The following is a 14,506-nucleotide window of genomic DNA, read 5'->3' on the forward strand; positions in this document are numbered from 1 at the left end:
TCGGTAAAAGGTCTTTTTAAAGCTCTTCATAAACCGAACTCCGAGCGAAAGCCGTTGGGGTTTGGTCGTTGAGAGCCATGTGAGGCCGAATCTCATTGTAGTCCACGCGCCAGGCCTCCACGATGGCCTGCACTTCAGTCAACGAAGTGAACCAGTGGACGTTCAGGCATTCATCGCGCAGTGATCCGTTGAATGTCTCGATGAAGCAGTTATCGGTCGGCTTGCCTGGCCGGCTGAAATCGATCCTGGTCTGATGGTGGTAGGCCCATAGGTCCAGCATCTGTCCGGAAAACTCGCTGCCGTTGTCGACAAACAGGCATTTTGGCGCCGTACGTTTTGCGATGATCCGGTTGAGTGCGGCTACGACATCTTCGCCGCGCAAGCGATGGCCAGCCACGATGGCCAAGGACTCTCGGCTGTAAATGTCGATAATCGTCAGCAGTCGTATTTTTGTCCCATCCGCGAGCTGGTCGGCCACAAAGTCCATGCTCCACGCGTCGTTCGTCCGGCGTGGCTGCATACGCGCCTGGCGGACAACTGCGCTCTTGCGCCGCTTCTTGCGAAAGGCGCGCAACTGCAGCTGCTCCAGGCAATACCAGCGGTAAGTCTGGTTGACGCCCAACTGAAAACCTTCACGCTTGAGCAGCACGTGCAGGCGTCGATAGCCCCACCGCACACGTACTTGAGCCAGTTCACGTAGCCGTTGGCGCAAAGCCAGTTTTGGATCCTTCTTGCTCGAGCAGTACTGCGTGCTACGTGCTTGCTTGATCAGCCGGCAGGCCCGCGCCAGTTTCAATCCGTAGTGATCGACGATGTAATCGACCACCTCGCGCTTCAGCGCGGGCCGCCCCACTTTTTTGACGCGACGTCCTGCAGGATTGCCTTGTCCAGGCTCAGCTCTGCCACTAGTTTCTTCAACCGAGCATTCTCGTCCTGCAGAATTTTGAGCTCCCGTACCCCTTCGGACTGCATACCGCCGTACTGCTTCTTCCAGCGATAAAACGTCTGCTCAGAAATGCCAAGCTGCCGGACGATGTCAGCAACCGCCATGCCCAGTTCAGCCTGCTTCAGGACAGAGACGATCTGTTCTGCTGGAAAGTGTTTGCGCTTCATGGTCAAGTCCTCCTGCAAAGGAATTATTGACCAAAAACTCGCATCAGAAAGTGTCTAATTTCGCCAATGCAGATCACCTGCGCGGGAAGTCATAGGCGCCAGTGGCGCGTATGACGGATCAAACCTTAGTGGCCGCCTGCGCTAGCACGTCATTCCCGCGAAGGCGGGAACCCAAGTTCGCTTGAAACCAGTCAATGCCCCGCGTGCACCGAATACGTCAACGGTTTCACCGGCGCCACCACCTTCAGCTCCTGCCGCTTCCTGGCCGCTTCCTGCACCACCAAGGTCAGCTCCACTTTCTCCCCTTCCTTCAGCTGCCGCTTCAGGTCGAACAGCATCACGTGATACCCGCCGGTCGCCAGGTTCACCGGTTTCCCGGCCGGCAGGTCGATGCCGTCCACGCGCCGCATGCGCATCACCTGCCCATCCATGGCCATTTCGTGCAGTTCGGCGCGGCCGGCGACCTCGGTGCGCACCTCGACCAGGCGCACGGGCGCGGCCGACTGCACCTGCATGAAGGCCCCGGTGCTCTTCTGCACCGGCACCGTGGCGCGGATCCAGGGATCCGTGACGCTCACCTGTGCATATGCGGAGGTGGACAACAAGGCGGCGCCGAATATGGCGGAGAAGCGGGCAAGAATGCGAGAAATCATGATCGTCAATCCAAAACGGAGAACCCGATTATAGCGCCGCGAACAATGCTCAGCTGCCGCCGAACAGGACCTCCCGCTCGACCAGCACCGTCTCGACGCCGTCGGTCAGCCAGATCTGGCCGTCCTGGATCGTGCACTGCAGCTGCATCGAGCGCTTGGCCAGCTTTTCCAGCTGGGCGCTGGTCTCGGCCGGGATGTTCACGACCGTGACCTTCCTGGCGCGGTCGATCTTGTTGGCGATGCCCTTGAACCAGATGTTGCTGGTGGCGCTGTAGCTGTACACGAACACCCGCTCCGCACGGCTGCAGGCCTTCAGGATGCGCTTTTCGTCGGGCTGGCCGATGTCGATCCACAGGTCGATGGCGCCGGTCAGGTCCTTCTGCCACAGGTCGGGTTCGTCGACGTCGAACAGGCCCTTGGTGAAGCCCAGCGCCGGGTCGGCGTGGATGGCGAAGGCGAGCACGCGGATCATCATGCGCTCGTCCGTCTCGGACGGATGGCGCGCGATGGTCAGGCCGTGGTCGCCGTAATAGTGGCGGTCCATGTCGGCAATCGACAGGTCAGCCTTGTAGATGGTCGCTTTGAGAGCCATGGATGGATTTTGCTGGAATTCGGAACCCGCTATTGTCGCACGCGCCACGCCGCAGGCGGTATAGTCTTGTTGCCAATATCATCATGGAGACCGCAAAAATGACCAACGCATTTCCGCCGAACCAGCAGTTCCGCCTGGCCTCCCGCCCGGTCGGCCTGCCCAGCCGCGACAACTGGCAGTTCCACGAGGAAGCCGTGGGCGAGCCGCCGGAAGACGGCATCGTCGTCAAGGTGCTCTACCTGTCGCTCGACCCGGCCATGCGCGGCTGGATGAACGAAGGCAAATCCTATATCCGCCCGGTAGCGATCGGCGAGGTCATGCGGGCCGGCGGGCTGGGCGTCGTGGTGGCGTCGCGTTCGCCGCGCTTCGCCGTGGGCGACTACGTGGCCGGCGGCACCGGCGTGCAGCGCTACTGGTCGGGCGCGGCCGACGACAAGGCGGCGGCCTTCGTCAAGATCGATCCGCGCATCGCCGCTCCTACCGCCTGGCTCAACACCCTGGGCATGCCGGGCATGACGGCCTGGTTCGGCCTGCACGAAATCGGCCAGCCCAAGCCCGGCGAGACGGTGGTGGTGTCGGGCGCCGCCGGCGCGGTCGGGATGACGGTCGGCCAGCTCGCCAAACAAATGGGCTGCCGCGCGGTCGGCATCGCCGGCGGCGAGGACAAATGCCGCTTCGTGGTCGAGCAGCTCGGCTTCGACGCCTGCATCGACTACAAGGCCGGCCCGGTGCACGCCGCGCTCAAGGAGCATTGCCCGCAAGGCGTGGACGTCTACTTCGACAACGTCGGCGGCGACATCCTGGACGCCGTGCTTACCCGCATCAACATGAAGGCGCGCATCGTCATCTGCGGGGCGATTTCGCAGTACAACGCCACCGCCCAGGTCAAGGGCCCGTCCAACTACCTGTCGCTGCTGGTGAACCGGGCGCGCATGGAAGGAATGGTTGTATTCGACTATGCGGCGCGCTATGCTGAAGCAGTGCAGCAGATGGCGCGCATGCTGCAGGAGGGCCGTCTGAAAAGCGTCGAGTACGTGGCCGAAGGTTTTGAAAAATTCCCGGAGGCGCTGCTGATGCTGTTCGAAGGACGCAACCTGGGCAAGCTGGTGCTCAAGGTCGCCGACGCATAAGGGGTGGGCGGGCCCGCCCACGAACTTCCTTCGCCGCGCCGGGTCTTATTGGTCCCGGCAACGGCAGGTTTCGATGGAGCGACCATGTTCCCTTTCCCCGATATTCCCAACGCCAATCCCGCCCTGCGCTCCCAGTTCGACGCCCAGGTCGGGCTCCTGGCCCAGCTCTCGCAGCGCAACTGCGACCTGTTCGAGCGCCTCAGCGCCCTGAATCTCCAGATGGCGCGCCAGGCCATCGACGATGCGATCGACACCGGCCGCGAACTGGCCGCCTGCACCGATCCCTTCCAGATGAGCGCCACCGCCGTGCACCGGCTGCAGCCGGCCGGCGAGCATTTCCGCAGCTATCAGCAGGAGCTGTTCAATGTGCTGGCCAACACGCAAATGCAGCAGATGCAGCAGATGCAGCCGGCGCAGCCGACACAGACTGTACGAGAGGCGGCGAGCGGGTTCTCCCATCCGGGCCGGCCGCCCGGCGATACCGGGCCGCGCTGAAGACCGCAGCGGACGGAACTAACGCCAGCCCCTCCTCTCTAAACGCACGAGCGCAGCCATAAAGCGCTCGGAGTACCCATACAGACCGCATCAAGGGCACAAGGAGATCGACATGGCGACTAGCAAGGAAAGCGGTAGCAAGGGCGCGGCCAGTCCGGGCAATGTGCAGAAAAGCGGCCAGCCCGCCAAGCGCGGGTTCGCAGCAATGGACCAGAACCAGCAGCGCGAAATAGCAAGCAAGGGCGGCCAGGCCGCTCACCAGAAAGGCACGGCGCACGAATTCGATTCGGAGGAAGCGCGCCGCGCCGGGCAGAAAGGCGGCGAAGCAGTCAGCCGCAACCGCGCCCACATGGCCGATATCGGCCGCAAGGGCGGTGAAAGCCGCCAGTCGGCACAGCGGGCAGCCGCTGCCGCCGCCAAGGGCAACCGTCAGGGCGAGAAAGAAGGCTGAGCATCCAACCCGACCCGCCGCCACCCGGCGGCGGTTTGACGCCGGGCCCACCTTGGCCGATGCACGCGGGTGACCGTACCGCATTGCGCCAGCTTGCGACGCCTTCGCGACGAAGGCCTTTGTTGTAGCGCTGCCATATTGCCTGCCTCGTGGCAGCGTGGCCTGTGCTACATTCTCGCCTCTATGCAGACCCTGAAATACCTCACCGCCTACCCGGAACCATTGCGCGCCCAGGTCAGCCAGCTCATCGGCCAGAACAAGCTCGGCGACGTCCTGCTCCAGCGCTACCCCGAGGCCCACGGCATCCGTACCGACAAGGCGCTGTATGCCTATGTGCAGGAACTGAAGGACACCTACCTGCGCCAGGCCGACCCCGTCTCCAAGGTCGCTTACGACAGCAAGATCCAGGTGATCCAGCACGCCCTCGGCCTGCACACGGCGATCTCGCGCGTCCAGGGCAACCGCCTCAAGGCCAAGCACGAGATCCGCATCGGCGCCGTGTTCCGCGACGCGCCCCTGCCCTTCCTGCGCATGATCGCCGTCCACGAACTGGCCCACCTGAAGGAGAAAGAGCACGACAAGGCCTTCTACAAGCTGTGCTGCTGGATGGAACCGGCCTACCACCAGCTCGAGTTCGACCTGCGCCTCTACCTGACCTGGCTCGACCTGTCGGGCGAGCGTTTGTGGGCCGCGTGAGAGCCTCATCCGGCCCCCGCCTCCGCCCCCTGCCCGACACGTTGCCGTCAAACAACAATCATTGTCAGAATAGCCAATTGCCCCGCGTAAAGTTCTCGACTTACTTACGCGCGGCGGGTAAAGTTCGACCGAACTGAAGCATTCGCATCGTTCCTCCCGGATCATTCTGGCTGCCGGGGCCGCCCATCCGACATCAGCATGTATCAGCAACTCACAACCGGCAAGCTGCTCCCTGCCGTGCTCGGCACCGCCATGCTTGCATGGGGCATGTCCGCCCAGGCGCAGGCCGCCGACTCGTCCGCCTTCAACTGGAAACTGTCCGGTTTCGGGACGGTCGGCGCCGTCCACTCCAGCAACCCGCACGCCGACTTCACGACCTCGCCCCTGAAGGCGCACGGCGCCGGCTACTCGGAGTCCTGGAGCCCGGACGTCGACACGCGCTTCGGCGCCCAGCTCGACGCGTCCTATGGCCGCTGGTCGGCCGTGCTGCAGGTGGTGAGCGAACAGCGCCTCGACGGCAGCTACCGCCCGCTGGTGGAATGGGCCAACGTCAAGTACCAGGTCACCCCGGATCTCGCCGTGCGCGCGGGCCGCATCGCGCTGCCGATTTTCCTGGCGGCGGACTACCGCAAGGTCGGCTATATCGTGCCCTGGGTGCGTACCCCGGTCGAAGTCTACGGCGGCCAGCCGCTGAGCGGCAGTGACGGCGTCGACCTCACCTGGCGCTGGAACCGCGGCGGCTTGCGCAACACCACCCAGGCCTTCTATGGCCACATCGACCTCAACCTGTACAACGAACTGCGCCTGCAGGCCTCCGGCATCGCCGGCCTGTCGCACAGTATCGAACAAGGCGCGTTCAGCGGCCGCATCTCGGCCGGCACCGCCAGCCTGACCACCGACATCGGCAAGGGCCTGTTCACCGCCCTGCGCGCCTTCGGCCCGCAAGGCGACGTGCTCGCGCGCCGCTACGAAATCGTCGACAAGCGCATCCAGCTCCTGAGCGCAGGCGCGAGCTACGACCCGGGCGACTGGTTCGTCACCGCCGAAGGCGGCCGCACCCGCACCCACTCCCTGCTCGGCGACATGAGCGCGCTGTACGTGGGCGCCGGGATGCGCTTCGGCGCCTTCACCCCCTACGCCGGCTATGCGCGCGCTCGCGCCGAGACCTCGGCCACCGATCCCGGCCTGCCGCTGGCCGGCCTGCCGCCGCGCGCGGCCGCCACCGCCAGCGCGCTCAACGCCGGCCTGAACGCCTACTTGTTCTCGATGGCGGCCCAGACCACCTGGAGCACCGGCGTGCGCTGGGACGTGGCGCCGAACATGGCCCTCAAGGCCCAGTACGAACGCGTGCGCCCCGAGGACGGCACCCGCGGCTTCTTCTCCAACACGCAGCCGGCGTTCCGCTCCGGCGAGGCCACCCACGTGACGAGCGTGGCGCTGGACTTCGTATTCTGAGGAGCAGCATGGGATTCCGACTCCGTCACCTCCTCGGCGCCCTGGCGCTCAGCTTCGGCGCCGGGGCCAATGCCTCGGCCGAGCTGGTCGTCATCGTCTCGGCGCGCAATCCGGCGCCGGCGCTGAACAACGACCAGATCGCCGCCATCTTCCTTGGCCAGTCGGGACGCTTCCCGGACGGCGCCGAGGCCGTCGCCCTCGACCAGCGCATCGGTTCGCAGGAGCGCAACCAGTTCTACCAGCAAGTCGCGGGCAAGACCCCGGCCCTGCTCAAGGCCCACTGGTCGAAGATGGTCTTCACCGGCCGCGGCCAGCCGCCGCGCGAAGCGCCCGACAATGTCGCGGTCAAGCGCATGGTGGCGGACAATCCGTCGATGATCGGCTACATCGAGCGCAGCGCCGTCGACGCGAGCGTGCGCCCGATCATGGTGCTGCGCTGACATGAACTCGATCGCCCGATCCGCCCTGCCCTCACGCCCGGCCCGCGCCCGCCGCTCGCGGCTGACGCGCTGGCTCGGCATCGGGCTCGAGACCTATGTGTCGCTGCCGCTGTTCGCCCTGGTGCTGGTGGGCGCGCTGTGGTTCGCCACCCTGCACGTGATCGAGTCCGAGCGCCGCGCCGCGCAGGAGGCCGCGCTCGACGCCACGCGCGAGCTGGTCGACACCTACGAAGCCCAGATGGCGCGCAGCCTGAGCGGCATCGACCAGACCCTGCGCGTGCTCAAGTACGCGGTGGAGCAGAACGGCGCGACCGGCGCCCTGCCGGCCCTGGCGGCCCAGGGCCTGCTGCCGCCCGGCCTGGTGTTCCAGGTCGCGATCATGGACGCCGACGGCCATGTCCAGGCCAGCAACCCGCCGTTCGGCAAGCGCGACCTGCCGGACGCGCCCTGGCTCCCCTTCCACCGCAACACGCCGCACGACACGCCCTACGTCAGCGAGACCACGGGCGGCGCCGAGCCGCACCTGCATTTCACGCGCCGCATCAACGACGCCGCCGGCCGCTTCGCCGGCGTCGCCATGGTGGCGGTCGATCCGTCCTACTTCACCAGTTCCTACGAGCGTTCGCGCCAGGGCGACCGCGGCCTGCTCGGCCTGGCCGGCCGCGACGGCGCCGTGCGCGCGCTGCGAATCGGCGAAAGCGTCTCCTGGGGCCAGCGTTTCGTTCCCGGCGCCGCCGACACGGTCGCGCTGCGCGATATCGGCGTGGACAAGGAGCTGCGCTACACCAGCACCCGCCCGCTGAGCGGCTTCCCGCTGGTGGCCGTGGTCGGCCTGTCGCAGGACGAGCAGATGGCCCGGTTCGAGCAGCAGCGCCGCGCCTGGCTGCTGGGCGCGGGCGCCGGCAGCGCCCTGCTGCTCGGCGTGGTCACCCTGGTCAGCGCCTGGTCCTGGCAGCTGGCCAAGGCGCGCCGCCGCGAACGCCGCGCGCAGCAGACCTATGCCGCCGCCTCCGAGGGCAGCCTGGACGCCTTCTTCGTGCTGCGCGCCATTCTTGGGCCGGGCAACAGCGTGACCGACTTCATCATCGAAACCACCAACGGCCGCGCCGAGCAGCTGACTGGCCTGAGCAAGGCCCAGATGGCGGGCCAGCGCATGTCGGTGCTGCTGCCGGCCTCGCTCGGCGCCAGCATTTTCGAGGACCTGGCGGCGGTGGCCCTGGACGGCGTCCCGCGCGAAGCCGAATGGCAGGCGCACGCCTTGCCGGTGCCGGACCGCTGGCTGTACCGTCAGGTAGTGCCGGTCGAAGGCGGCGTGGTGGCGATCGTCAGCGACATCACCGAGCGCAAGCTGACCGAGCAGCGCATCCGCCACCTGGCCCACCACGACGACCTCACCGGCCTGCCCAACCGCAGCCTGCTGCGCGACCGCCTGGGACAGGCGATCCGCGACGCCGAGCGCAAGGGCAGCGCGGTCGGCCTGGCCTTCATCGACCTGGACGGCTTCAAGCTGATCAACGACGGCCTGGGCCACAACGCCGGCGACGAACTGCTCAAGGTAGTGGGCGCGCGCATGGGCCGCTGCCTGCGCCGCACCGACACCCTGGCGCGCTTCGGCGGCGACGAATTCGTGATCCTGCTGCCCGAGCTGTCGGGCGACCCGATGGCCATCACCCCGCTGCTGGAAAAGGTGCGCCAGGCCGTCACCGAGCCGGTGCTGGTCGAGGGCCAGGAAGTCCAGGTCAGCTCGAGCATCGGCGTGGCCTTCTACCCGCGCGACGGCGCCGACACCAACACCCTGATGATGAATGCCGACGCCGCCATGTACCGCGCCAAGGACATGGGCAACAACAACGTGCAGTTCTACGCCAGCGAGATGAACGCCAGCGTCGAGGAGAAGCTGGTGCTGCTCGAAGGCCTGCGCTCAGCATTGGAGAGCTGCGTCGATACCTGCGCGGCGAACGGCCCCTGCCAGTTCCAGCTGCTGTACCAGCCCAAGGTCGACCTCCGGACCGGCCGCCTGTTCGGGGTCGAGGCCCTGATCCGCTGGCACCATCCGGAACACGGCATGATCCCGCCGCAGCGCTTCATCTGCCTGGCGGAAGAAAGCGGCCTGATCGTCCAGATCGGCGAATGGGTGGTGCGCACCGCCTGCCGCCAGGTGCAGGCATGGCGCGCCGCCGGCCTGCCGCCCGTGAGCGTCTCGGTCAACGTCTCGGCCCGCCAGTTCGAGGAAAAGCGCCTGGTCGAGCGCATCGAAAGCGCGCTGCGCGACACCGGCCTGGCGGCGGATGCGCTGGAAGTCGAGGTCACCGAGAGCTCGATCATGCGCGACCTGGCCCGCTCGATCGACAAGATGCGCGAACTGAAGGCAATGGGCGTGTCGCTGTCGATCGACGACTTCGGCACCGGCTATTCGAGCCTGTCGGCCCTGAAATCCTTCCCGATCAGCCGCCTCAAGATCGACAAGTCCTTCGTCAGCGACCTGGCGGACAGCCAGGACGACCAGGCCATCGCGATGGCGGTGATCTCGCTCGGCCACAAGCTGAACCTGCGGGTCATCGCCGAAGGCGTGGAAACCGAGCAGCAGCGCGACTTCCTGCGCGCCAACGATTGCGACGAAATGCAAGGCTATCTGTTCAGCCGGCCGGTGCCGGCCGAGCAGATCGCCGCCATGCTCGCGGCGGTGGCCGCGTGACCCGCCCGAATAGCATCTGGCGCGCTCTGGCCGGTTCCGAGCGCGGCCTGCGGCGCATGCTGCAATACTGGGCCGCCACCGCCCTGCTCTACCTGGCCGCCATCGCCATGGTGGAATGGCAGGTGCTGTACGGCTTCAGCGAGGTGGGCGCCATGCGCCGGCTGGAGGTGTTCGGCATCGGCGGCATCCTGTGCTTCTATTTCCTGGTCCGTTTCAGTACGCCGCTGCGGCTCAAGCCCGAGGTGCTGGCCGTGACCCAGGCCCTGTACGCGATCGGCTGCGGCATGTGGTCGTATTCGATCAGCGGACCGGTGCGCGGCGCCATGCTGCCGATGACGGTGGTGGTGGTCGCCTTCTGCATGTTCGCGCTGCGGCCGCGCCAGACCCTGGTGCTGACCGCGGTCGCGCTGGCCGCCATGGGCGGCACCATGTGGTGGCTGCAGGCCCAGGATCCGGTGCGCTTCCCGCCAGAAGTCGAGGGAATCACCTTCGGCTACCTGGCGGCCGCGCTGCTGTCGACCGCGGTGCTGACCGGCGAGATGCACAAGCTGCGCGCGCGCCTGAAGCGGCGCAAGAAGGAGCTCGAGCTGGCGCTCGACACCATCCGCCAGCTGGCCACGATGGACGAACTCACTTCGCTGGCCAACCGGCGCCACATGAACGAGGTGCTGGCCGCCGAGGAGCGGCGCGGCCCGCGCGGCGCGGGCACCTGCGTGGCGCTGCTGGACATCGACTTCTTCAAGCAGGTCAACGACCGCTACGGCCACGCGGCCGGCGACGCGGTGCTGCGCGCCTTCGCCGCCACCGCGCGCGCGGCCCTGCGCAGCCACGACGTGCTGGCGCGCTGGGGCGGCGAGGAATTCCTGCTGCTGCTGCCGGATGCGAGCCCGCAGGATGCGCGCATGGTGCTCGAACGCATGGCGGAACGCGTGCATGCGATGCGGGTGGACGGGCTGGAGCAGGAAAGGCGGATCAGCTTCTCGGCCGGGCTGACGGAGCGGCGCGATGGGGAAGCGTTTGCGGATGCGATCAATCGGGCGGACAAGGCCTTGTATCGGGCCAAGGAAGCTGGGCGGGATCGGATCGAGGTGGCGTAACAGTATTGCTGGCAGTAAGACCGTCGTACGCGCCAGTGGCGCGTACGACGGTTTTCAGGTTACTGGTTTGCGGTGGCGCAGGCACTTCACCCGCGCAAAATCTCGCCTTCCACATCCTCGCCCGCGGCCGGCACCGCCACCGCGCGCAGGCGCCTGATCAGGGCCACCGGATCTTCCTCGACCAGCATCAGCCCCTCGTGCTCCGGCTTGACGAATCCTTCCTCGCGCTGGTGCCGCACGAAGGCTTTCAGCCCGTCATAAAAACCCTTCGTATTCAGCAGTCCCACCGGCTTGGCGTGAATGCCCAGCTGCGCCCAGGTCACCATCTCGAACAGCTCTTCCAGGGTCCCCATCCCGCCCGGCATGGCGATGAAGCCTTCCGACAGGTCGGACATCATGGCCTTGCGCTCGTGCATGTCCTTCACCACGAACAGCCGCGTCAGCCCGGCATGGCCCACTTCGCGCTCGACCAGGGCCTTGGGGATCACGCCGGTGGCTTCGCCGCCCAGGCGCAGCACCTCGTCGGCGATCACGCCCATGAGGCCGACCTTGCCGCCGCCGTAGACCAGGCCGATGTTGTGCTCCACCAGGGCGCGCGCGCGCGCGCGCGCCGCCTCGGCATACAGGGGATCGGCGCCGTGCGAGGCGCCGCAATAGACGGAGATGGTTTTCATGGGGCGTAAGACTACACGAATTCGGCGCCGGGGCGCGCTTCGGCGGACAGCTTCTTGAGGTATTCCTCGGACAGCTTCTCGAACAGCAGGCGGGTGTCGCCGCGCAGGTAGGGGCCGACCATGGACAGCACCTGGTAGCAGCCGCGCGCCAGGGCGTCGGCGATCGCCTGCTGCTCGCTGTACTTGCGCGGGTTGCGCACGTATTCGTAGGACAGCCAGTAGGTCGCCACCACCACCATATTGGTCGCCATCGCGCCGATCTGCTGGTCCGAGGCCTCCAGCGAGCCCTCGCTGCGCAAGTCCTCGCACAGCTGGCGCGCCACCTTGATCTTGTGCGCCAGGATGGCCTTGAAGTGCAGTTCCAGCTTGCGGTTACGCGACAGCAGGTCGTTCAGGTCGCGGTAGAAGAAGCGGTAGCGCCAGATCAGCTCGAACATCAGGTGCAGGTAGAGCCACACGTCCTCCATGTTGGAGCGGCGTCCGGCAGGCACCGTGAGGATGCGTTCGATCTCCGCCTCGAACTGGACGAAGATCGAATTGACGATGTCGTCCTTGTTGCGGAAATGGTAGTACAGATTGCCCGGAGAGATGTTCATCTCCTCGGCAATGACCGTGGTCGTGATGTTCGGCTCGCCGAATTCGTTGAACAGCCTGAGCGACAGCTCGAGGATGCGTTCGCGGGTACGGCGCGGAGCTTTCTGTTGCATGTAAGCGAGGTGTAAGTGTGTTCCCGAAAGCATAACATCGAACGGTCGTTCGTAGAATCTTTCCGGCCTCCACTTCTGTTGCGTTTTTGCTCCGCCGGCGGGCTCGCCGGCCGGCGGCAGGCGCCGCGCCAGCTCGGCCACCTGGGCCTCCAGCTCGGCCACGCGGCCCTGCAGGGCCTCGACGTCGGCGGCCACGGGCGCGCCGATGCGCGCCAGGGCGCGCGCCACGCGCTCCTCGAACACCTGCTCCAGCTGGTTCCAGGAATTGGTGCCGCGGCGCTTGGCCCGCTCGGCGGAGCGGCCCACCGTGTCGGTGGCGTCTTCCACCTCGCGCGCATAGCGCTGCAGTTCGCTGCCGTCGCGCACCAGGCGCGTGAAGGACGTGCCGCCCTCCTTCTGGGCCTTGGCGAAGGCGCCCAGGCCCGCCTGCCAGATCTGCTTGGCGGACGCGCGGACCGCCTGGGCGAGGGCCTCGTCGTCGTCCGGCGCTGAAAGTTTCTTGGTCATGGAGTGCCTCTCGCTGCATGCAATGCGGGCATTGTAGTGCCGCCCGCTAGAAGCGAGGTTCTAAACGCGGGCGCGCCGCGCATGCAGGCGGAATGCCTCTTCGAGATAAGCGCGCAGTTCGCCCGCCGCCACCGGCTTGGCGTAATGGGCGTCGGCCACGCCCGCGGCCACCGCGGCTTCGATCTCGGCCAGGTCGGTCTGGCCGCTCAGCATCAGGCGCACCGTGTCCGGCTGCCGCCGCGCCGCCTCGGCCAGCAGTTCGGTGCCGCTCATGCCCGGCATCGACTGGTCGCACACGATCACCTCGACCGGCTCGCGCGCCAGCAGGGCCAGCGCGTCCGCGCCGGAAGCGGCCGTGAGCACCCGGTAGTCCTGCCCGGACAGCATGTCGGCCAGCACGCCCAGCATGAAGCCGTCGTCATCGACCAGCAGCACGCTGCGTTGGGGTGGCGCGGACGGCGGGAGGAAGGCCTCCAGCTCGGCCACGAAGCTCTCCGGTTCGATCGGCTTGCTGATGTAGCCGTCGAAGCCGGCCGCCAGCACGTGTTCGCGGTCGCCCGCCATCGCCAGCGCGGTCACCGCCAGCACCGGCACCCCGGCCAGCTCCGGCTCGGCCTTGAGCGCGGCCAGCACCGCGAAGCCGTCCATGCCGGGCAGGTTGACGTCGCAGGCCACCAGGTCGGGGCGCTCGCTGCGGGCCGCCGCGACGCCGCGTGCCCCGTCGGGGGCGGTCAGCGGCGTGTGGCCATGGGCGCTGAGCAGGAAAGACATCAGCTCGATGTTCGCTGGATTGTCTTCGATGATGAGGATACGGGCCACGGAACGCTCCGGATTACTGCAATGATGTCACTGTAACATGACGGCGGCCTCATGCGATGTAGTCCGGAAGGCGTGGTTCTTATGGCCGCGACACCTCGCCCATGACCGCGTCGAGCACGCGCGGATTGCGTCCCAGGGCCACGTGGCCGACGCCGCCGAAGGCCAGGTTGCGCGCGCCTTCCAGCTCGCTGGAGGTCTGCGGGGCGATGATGTTGTCGTGGTGGGTGTAGATCGAGGTGATCAGCGCACGCGTGGCGGCGTTTTCGCCGGCTTCCAGCGCCTGCAGCCAGGCGCTGGCGCGCCGCATCTGCGCCGCGTTGATCCCGAGGCCGAAGGCGGCCAGGCTGGTGCCATGGTGCGGGCTGCCGAGCGTGATCACGCGCGCCACCAGCGCCGTGCCGTAGGCGCGCATCCAGGCGCGCGCCACCAGTCCGCCCATGCTGTGTGCGACTACCGTGACGCGCTGCGCACCGCTCTGCCGGCACAGCGCCTCGACCGTATGCTGGACCAGCTGCGCGTAGCCGTCGATGTCGCCGGTGACCGGCTCCAGGTCGAGCGAGGCGTGGCTGATGCGGGCCGCGTCCAGGCGCCGCGCCAGCTGGCACCAGTAGCCGCTGTTGCAGCCGTAGCCGTGGATCAGCAGCACCGGCGGCAGCGTCGAATCCCGATAGATGCGGGTGCGCGGCACGGCGCGCGGGCCGTGCCAGTTCGCATACAGCATGCTGGACATGAATTCTTCGGCGAACAGGCGCAGGCTGCCCAGCGGCTTGAGGCGGAATTCGCTCGGCGTCGGGCTGGCGCAGCGCGCGCTCATCACAAAGTTGTTGGCGTTGATGAGCATGCGCACCAGGACCACGGCGCCCAGGCCGGCGGCGAAGGCGGTCCAGCGGCTGGCCCCGGCCTCGGTCAGGGCCACGCCGATGCCGAGCGCCGCCAGCACCTGCACCAGGATGATCAGCCGGAGAATGCCGCGTGCACTCAT

The 14,506-nt window shown here is 67.0% G+C and carries 15 protein-coding genes and 1 pseudogene; 8 read left to right on the forward strand and 8 right to left on the reverse strand.

Annotation, left to right across the window (positions count from 1 at the left end; all coding sequences use genetic code 11):
- Window positions 1-16: 16 nt before the first annotated feature.
- The 3 genes from KBW95_RS07640 to KBW95_RS07650 form a co-directional block, all read right to left on the reverse strand.
- Window positions 17-1,113, reverse strand: a protein-coding gene (locus KBW95_RS07640; protein ID WP_211527882.1) for an IS3 family transposase whose coding sequence is annotated in 2 segments (ribosomal slippage) — window positions 17-861 and window positions 861-1,113 — 1,098 coding nt in all. Because the reading frame shifts where the segments join, the coding sequence is not laid out codon by codon here.
- 191 nt (window positions 1,114-1,304) lie between these two features.
- A complete protein-coding gene (locus KBW95_RS07645; protein WP_211527883.1) occupies window positions 1,305-1,766 on the reverse strand; it encodes a copper chaperone PCu(A)C in 462 nt (153 codons plus the stop codon).
- Between the two features lie 49 nt (window positions 1,767-1,815).
- On the reverse strand, window positions 1,816-2,358 hold the full coding sequence (locus KBW95_RS07650) for a YaeQ family protein (RefSeq protein ID WP_211526883.1): 543 nt from the start codon (window positions 2,356-2,358) through the stop codon (window positions 1,816-1,818).
- 98 nt (window positions 2,359-2,456) lie between these two features.
- Between KBW95_RS07650 and KBW95_RS07655 the strand changes: the two genes are divergently transcribed.
- The 8 genes from KBW95_RS07655 to KBW95_RS07690 all read left to right on the forward strand — a co-directional run bounded on the left by KBW95_RS07655 (window position 2,457) and on the right by KBW95_RS07690 (window position 10,817).
- A complete protein-coding gene (locus tag KBW95_RS07655) occupies window positions 2,457-3,488 on the forward strand; it encodes an NADP-dependent oxidoreductase (RefSeq protein WP_211527884.1) in 1,032 nt (343 codons plus the stop codon).
- Window positions 3,489-3,572: 84 nt separating this feature from the next.
- Window positions 3,573-3,983: a phasin family protein gene (locus tag KBW95_RS07660; RefSeq protein WP_211527885.1), complete on the forward strand. Its 411-nt coding sequence runs from the start codon at window positions 3,573-3,575 to the stop codon at window positions 3,981-3,983.
- 112 nt (window positions 3,984-4,095) lie between these two features.
- Window positions 4,096-4,434, forward strand: a complete 339-nt coding sequence (locus KBW95_RS07665; RefSeq protein WP_211526880.1) for a KGG domain-containing protein — start codon at window positions 4,096-4,098, stop codon at window positions 4,432-4,434.
- 183 nt (window positions 4,435-4,617) lie between these two features.
- Window positions 4,618-5,130, forward strand: coding sequence for a YgjP-like metallopeptidase domain-containing protein (locus tag KBW95_RS07670; RefSeq protein WP_211527886.1), 513 nt, complete (start codon window positions 4,618-4,620; stop codon window positions 5,128-5,130).
- Window positions 5,131-5,328: 198 nt separating this feature from the next.
- A complete protein-coding gene (locus KBW95_RS07675) occupies window positions 5,329-6,585 on the forward strand; it encodes a porin (RefSeq protein ID WP_211527887.1) in 1,257 nt (418 codons plus the stop codon).
- Between the two features lie 8 nt (window positions 6,586-6,593).
- Entirely contained in the window at window positions 6,594-7,025 is a 432-nt protein-coding gene (locus KBW95_RS07680) for a phosphate ABC transporter substrate-binding protein (protein WP_211526877.1), read from the forward strand.
- Window position 7,026: 1 nt separating this feature from the next.
- Window positions 7,027-9,720: an EAL domain-containing protein gene (locus KBW95_RS07685; RefSeq protein ID WP_211526876.1), complete on the forward strand. Its 2,694-nt coding sequence runs from the start codon at window positions 7,027-7,029 to the stop codon at window positions 9,718-9,720.
- A complete protein-coding gene (locus KBW95_RS07690) occupies window positions 9,717-10,817 on the forward strand; it encodes a diguanylate cyclase (RefSeq protein ID WP_373888768.1) in 1,101 nt (366 codons plus the stop codon). Before KBW95_RS07685 ends, KBW95_RS07690 begins: the two co-directional genes overlap by 4 nt.
- A gap of 86 nt (window positions 10,818-10,903) precedes the next feature.
- Here the strand turns inward: KBW95_RS07690 and KBW95_RS07695 are convergent, their stop codons facing one another.
- From KBW95_RS07695 to KBW95_RS07710, 5 genes and pseudogenes are all read right to left on the reverse strand, one after another.
- Entirely contained in the window at window positions 10,904-11,491 is a 588-nt protein-coding gene (locus tag KBW95_RS07695; RefSeq protein WP_211527888.1) for a TIGR00730 family Rossman fold protein, read from the reverse strand.
- 11 nt (window positions 11,492-11,502) lie between these two features.
- Window positions 11,503-12,198: a TetR/AcrR family transcriptional regulator gene (locus tag KBW95_RS24530; protein ID WP_211526874.1), complete on the reverse strand. Its 696-nt coding sequence runs from the start codon at window positions 12,196-12,198 to the stop codon at window positions 11,503-11,505.
- Between the two features lie 138 nt (window positions 12,199-12,336).
- A pseudogene (locus KBW95_RS24535) lies at window positions 12,337-12,705 on the reverse strand (phasin family protein); the annotation flags it as partial.
- Window positions 12,706-12,765: 60 nt separating this feature from the next.
- On the reverse strand, window positions 12,766-13,524 hold the full coding sequence (locus KBW95_RS24855; RefSeq protein WP_211527890.1) for a response regulator: 759 nt from the start codon (window positions 13,522-13,524) through the stop codon (window positions 12,766-12,768).
- A gap of 79 nt (window positions 13,525-13,603) precedes the next feature.
- Entirely contained in the window at window positions 13,604-14,506 is a 903-nt protein-coding gene (locus tag KBW95_RS07710; RefSeq protein ID WP_211527891.1) for a triacylglycerol lipase, read from the reverse strand.

Source organism: Massilia sp. ZL223 (assembly GCF_018119395.1).
GTDB lineage: Bacteria > Pseudomonadota > Gammaproteobacteria > Burkholderiales > Burkholderiaceae_D > Telluria.

Bases quoted from the DNA above. Each gene is read 5' to 3' on its own strand.
- KBW95_RS07660 (WP_211527885.1), top strand. From the start codon at position 3,573: ATGTTCCCTTTCCCCGATATTCCCAACGCCAATCCCGCCCTGCGCTCC.
- KBW95_RS07645 (WP_211527883.1), bottom strand. From the start codon at position 1,766: ATGATTTCTCGCATTCTTGCCCGCTTCTCCGCCATATTCGGCGCCGCC.
- KBW95_RS07650 (WP_211526883.1), bottom strand. From the start codon at position 2,358: ATGGCTCTCAAAGCGACCATCTACAAGGCTGACCTGTCGATTGCCGAC.
- KBW95_RS07710 (WP_211527891.1), bottom strand. From the start codon at position 14,506: ATGAGTGCACGCGGCATTCTCCGGCTGATCATCCTGGTGCAGGTGCTG.
- KBW95_RS07685 (WP_211526876.1), top strand. From the start codon at position 7,027: ATGAACTCGATCGCCCGATCCGCCCTGCCCTCACGCCCGGCCCGCGCC.
- KBW95_RS07680 (WP_211526877.1), top strand. From the start codon at position 6,594: ATGGGATTCCGACTCCGTCACCTCCTCGGCGCCCTGGCGCTCAGCTTC.
- KBW95_RS24530 (WP_211526874.1), bottom strand. From the start codon at position 12,198: ATGCAACAGAAAGCTCCGCGCCGTACCCGCGAACGCATCCTCGAGCTG.
- KBW95_RS07695 (WP_211527888.1), bottom strand. From the start codon at position 11,491: ATGAAAACCATCTCCGTCTATTGCGGCGCCTCGCACGGCGCCGATCCC.
- KBW95_RS07665 (WP_211526880.1), top strand. From the start codon at position 4,096: ATGGCGACTAGCAAGGAAAGCGGTAGCAAGGGCGCGGCCAGTCCGGGC.
- KBW95_RS07655 (WP_211527884.1), top strand. From the start codon at position 2,457: ATGACCAACGCATTTCCGCCGAACCAGCAGTTCCGCCTGGCCTCCCGC.
- KBW95_RS07675 (WP_211527887.1), top strand. From the start codon at position 5,329: ATGTATCAGCAACTCACAACCGGCAAGCTGCTCCCTGCCGTGCTCGGC.
- KBW95_RS07670 (WP_211527886.1), top strand. From the start codon at position 4,618: ATGCAGACCCTGAAATACCTCACCGCCTACCCGGAACCATTGCGCGCC.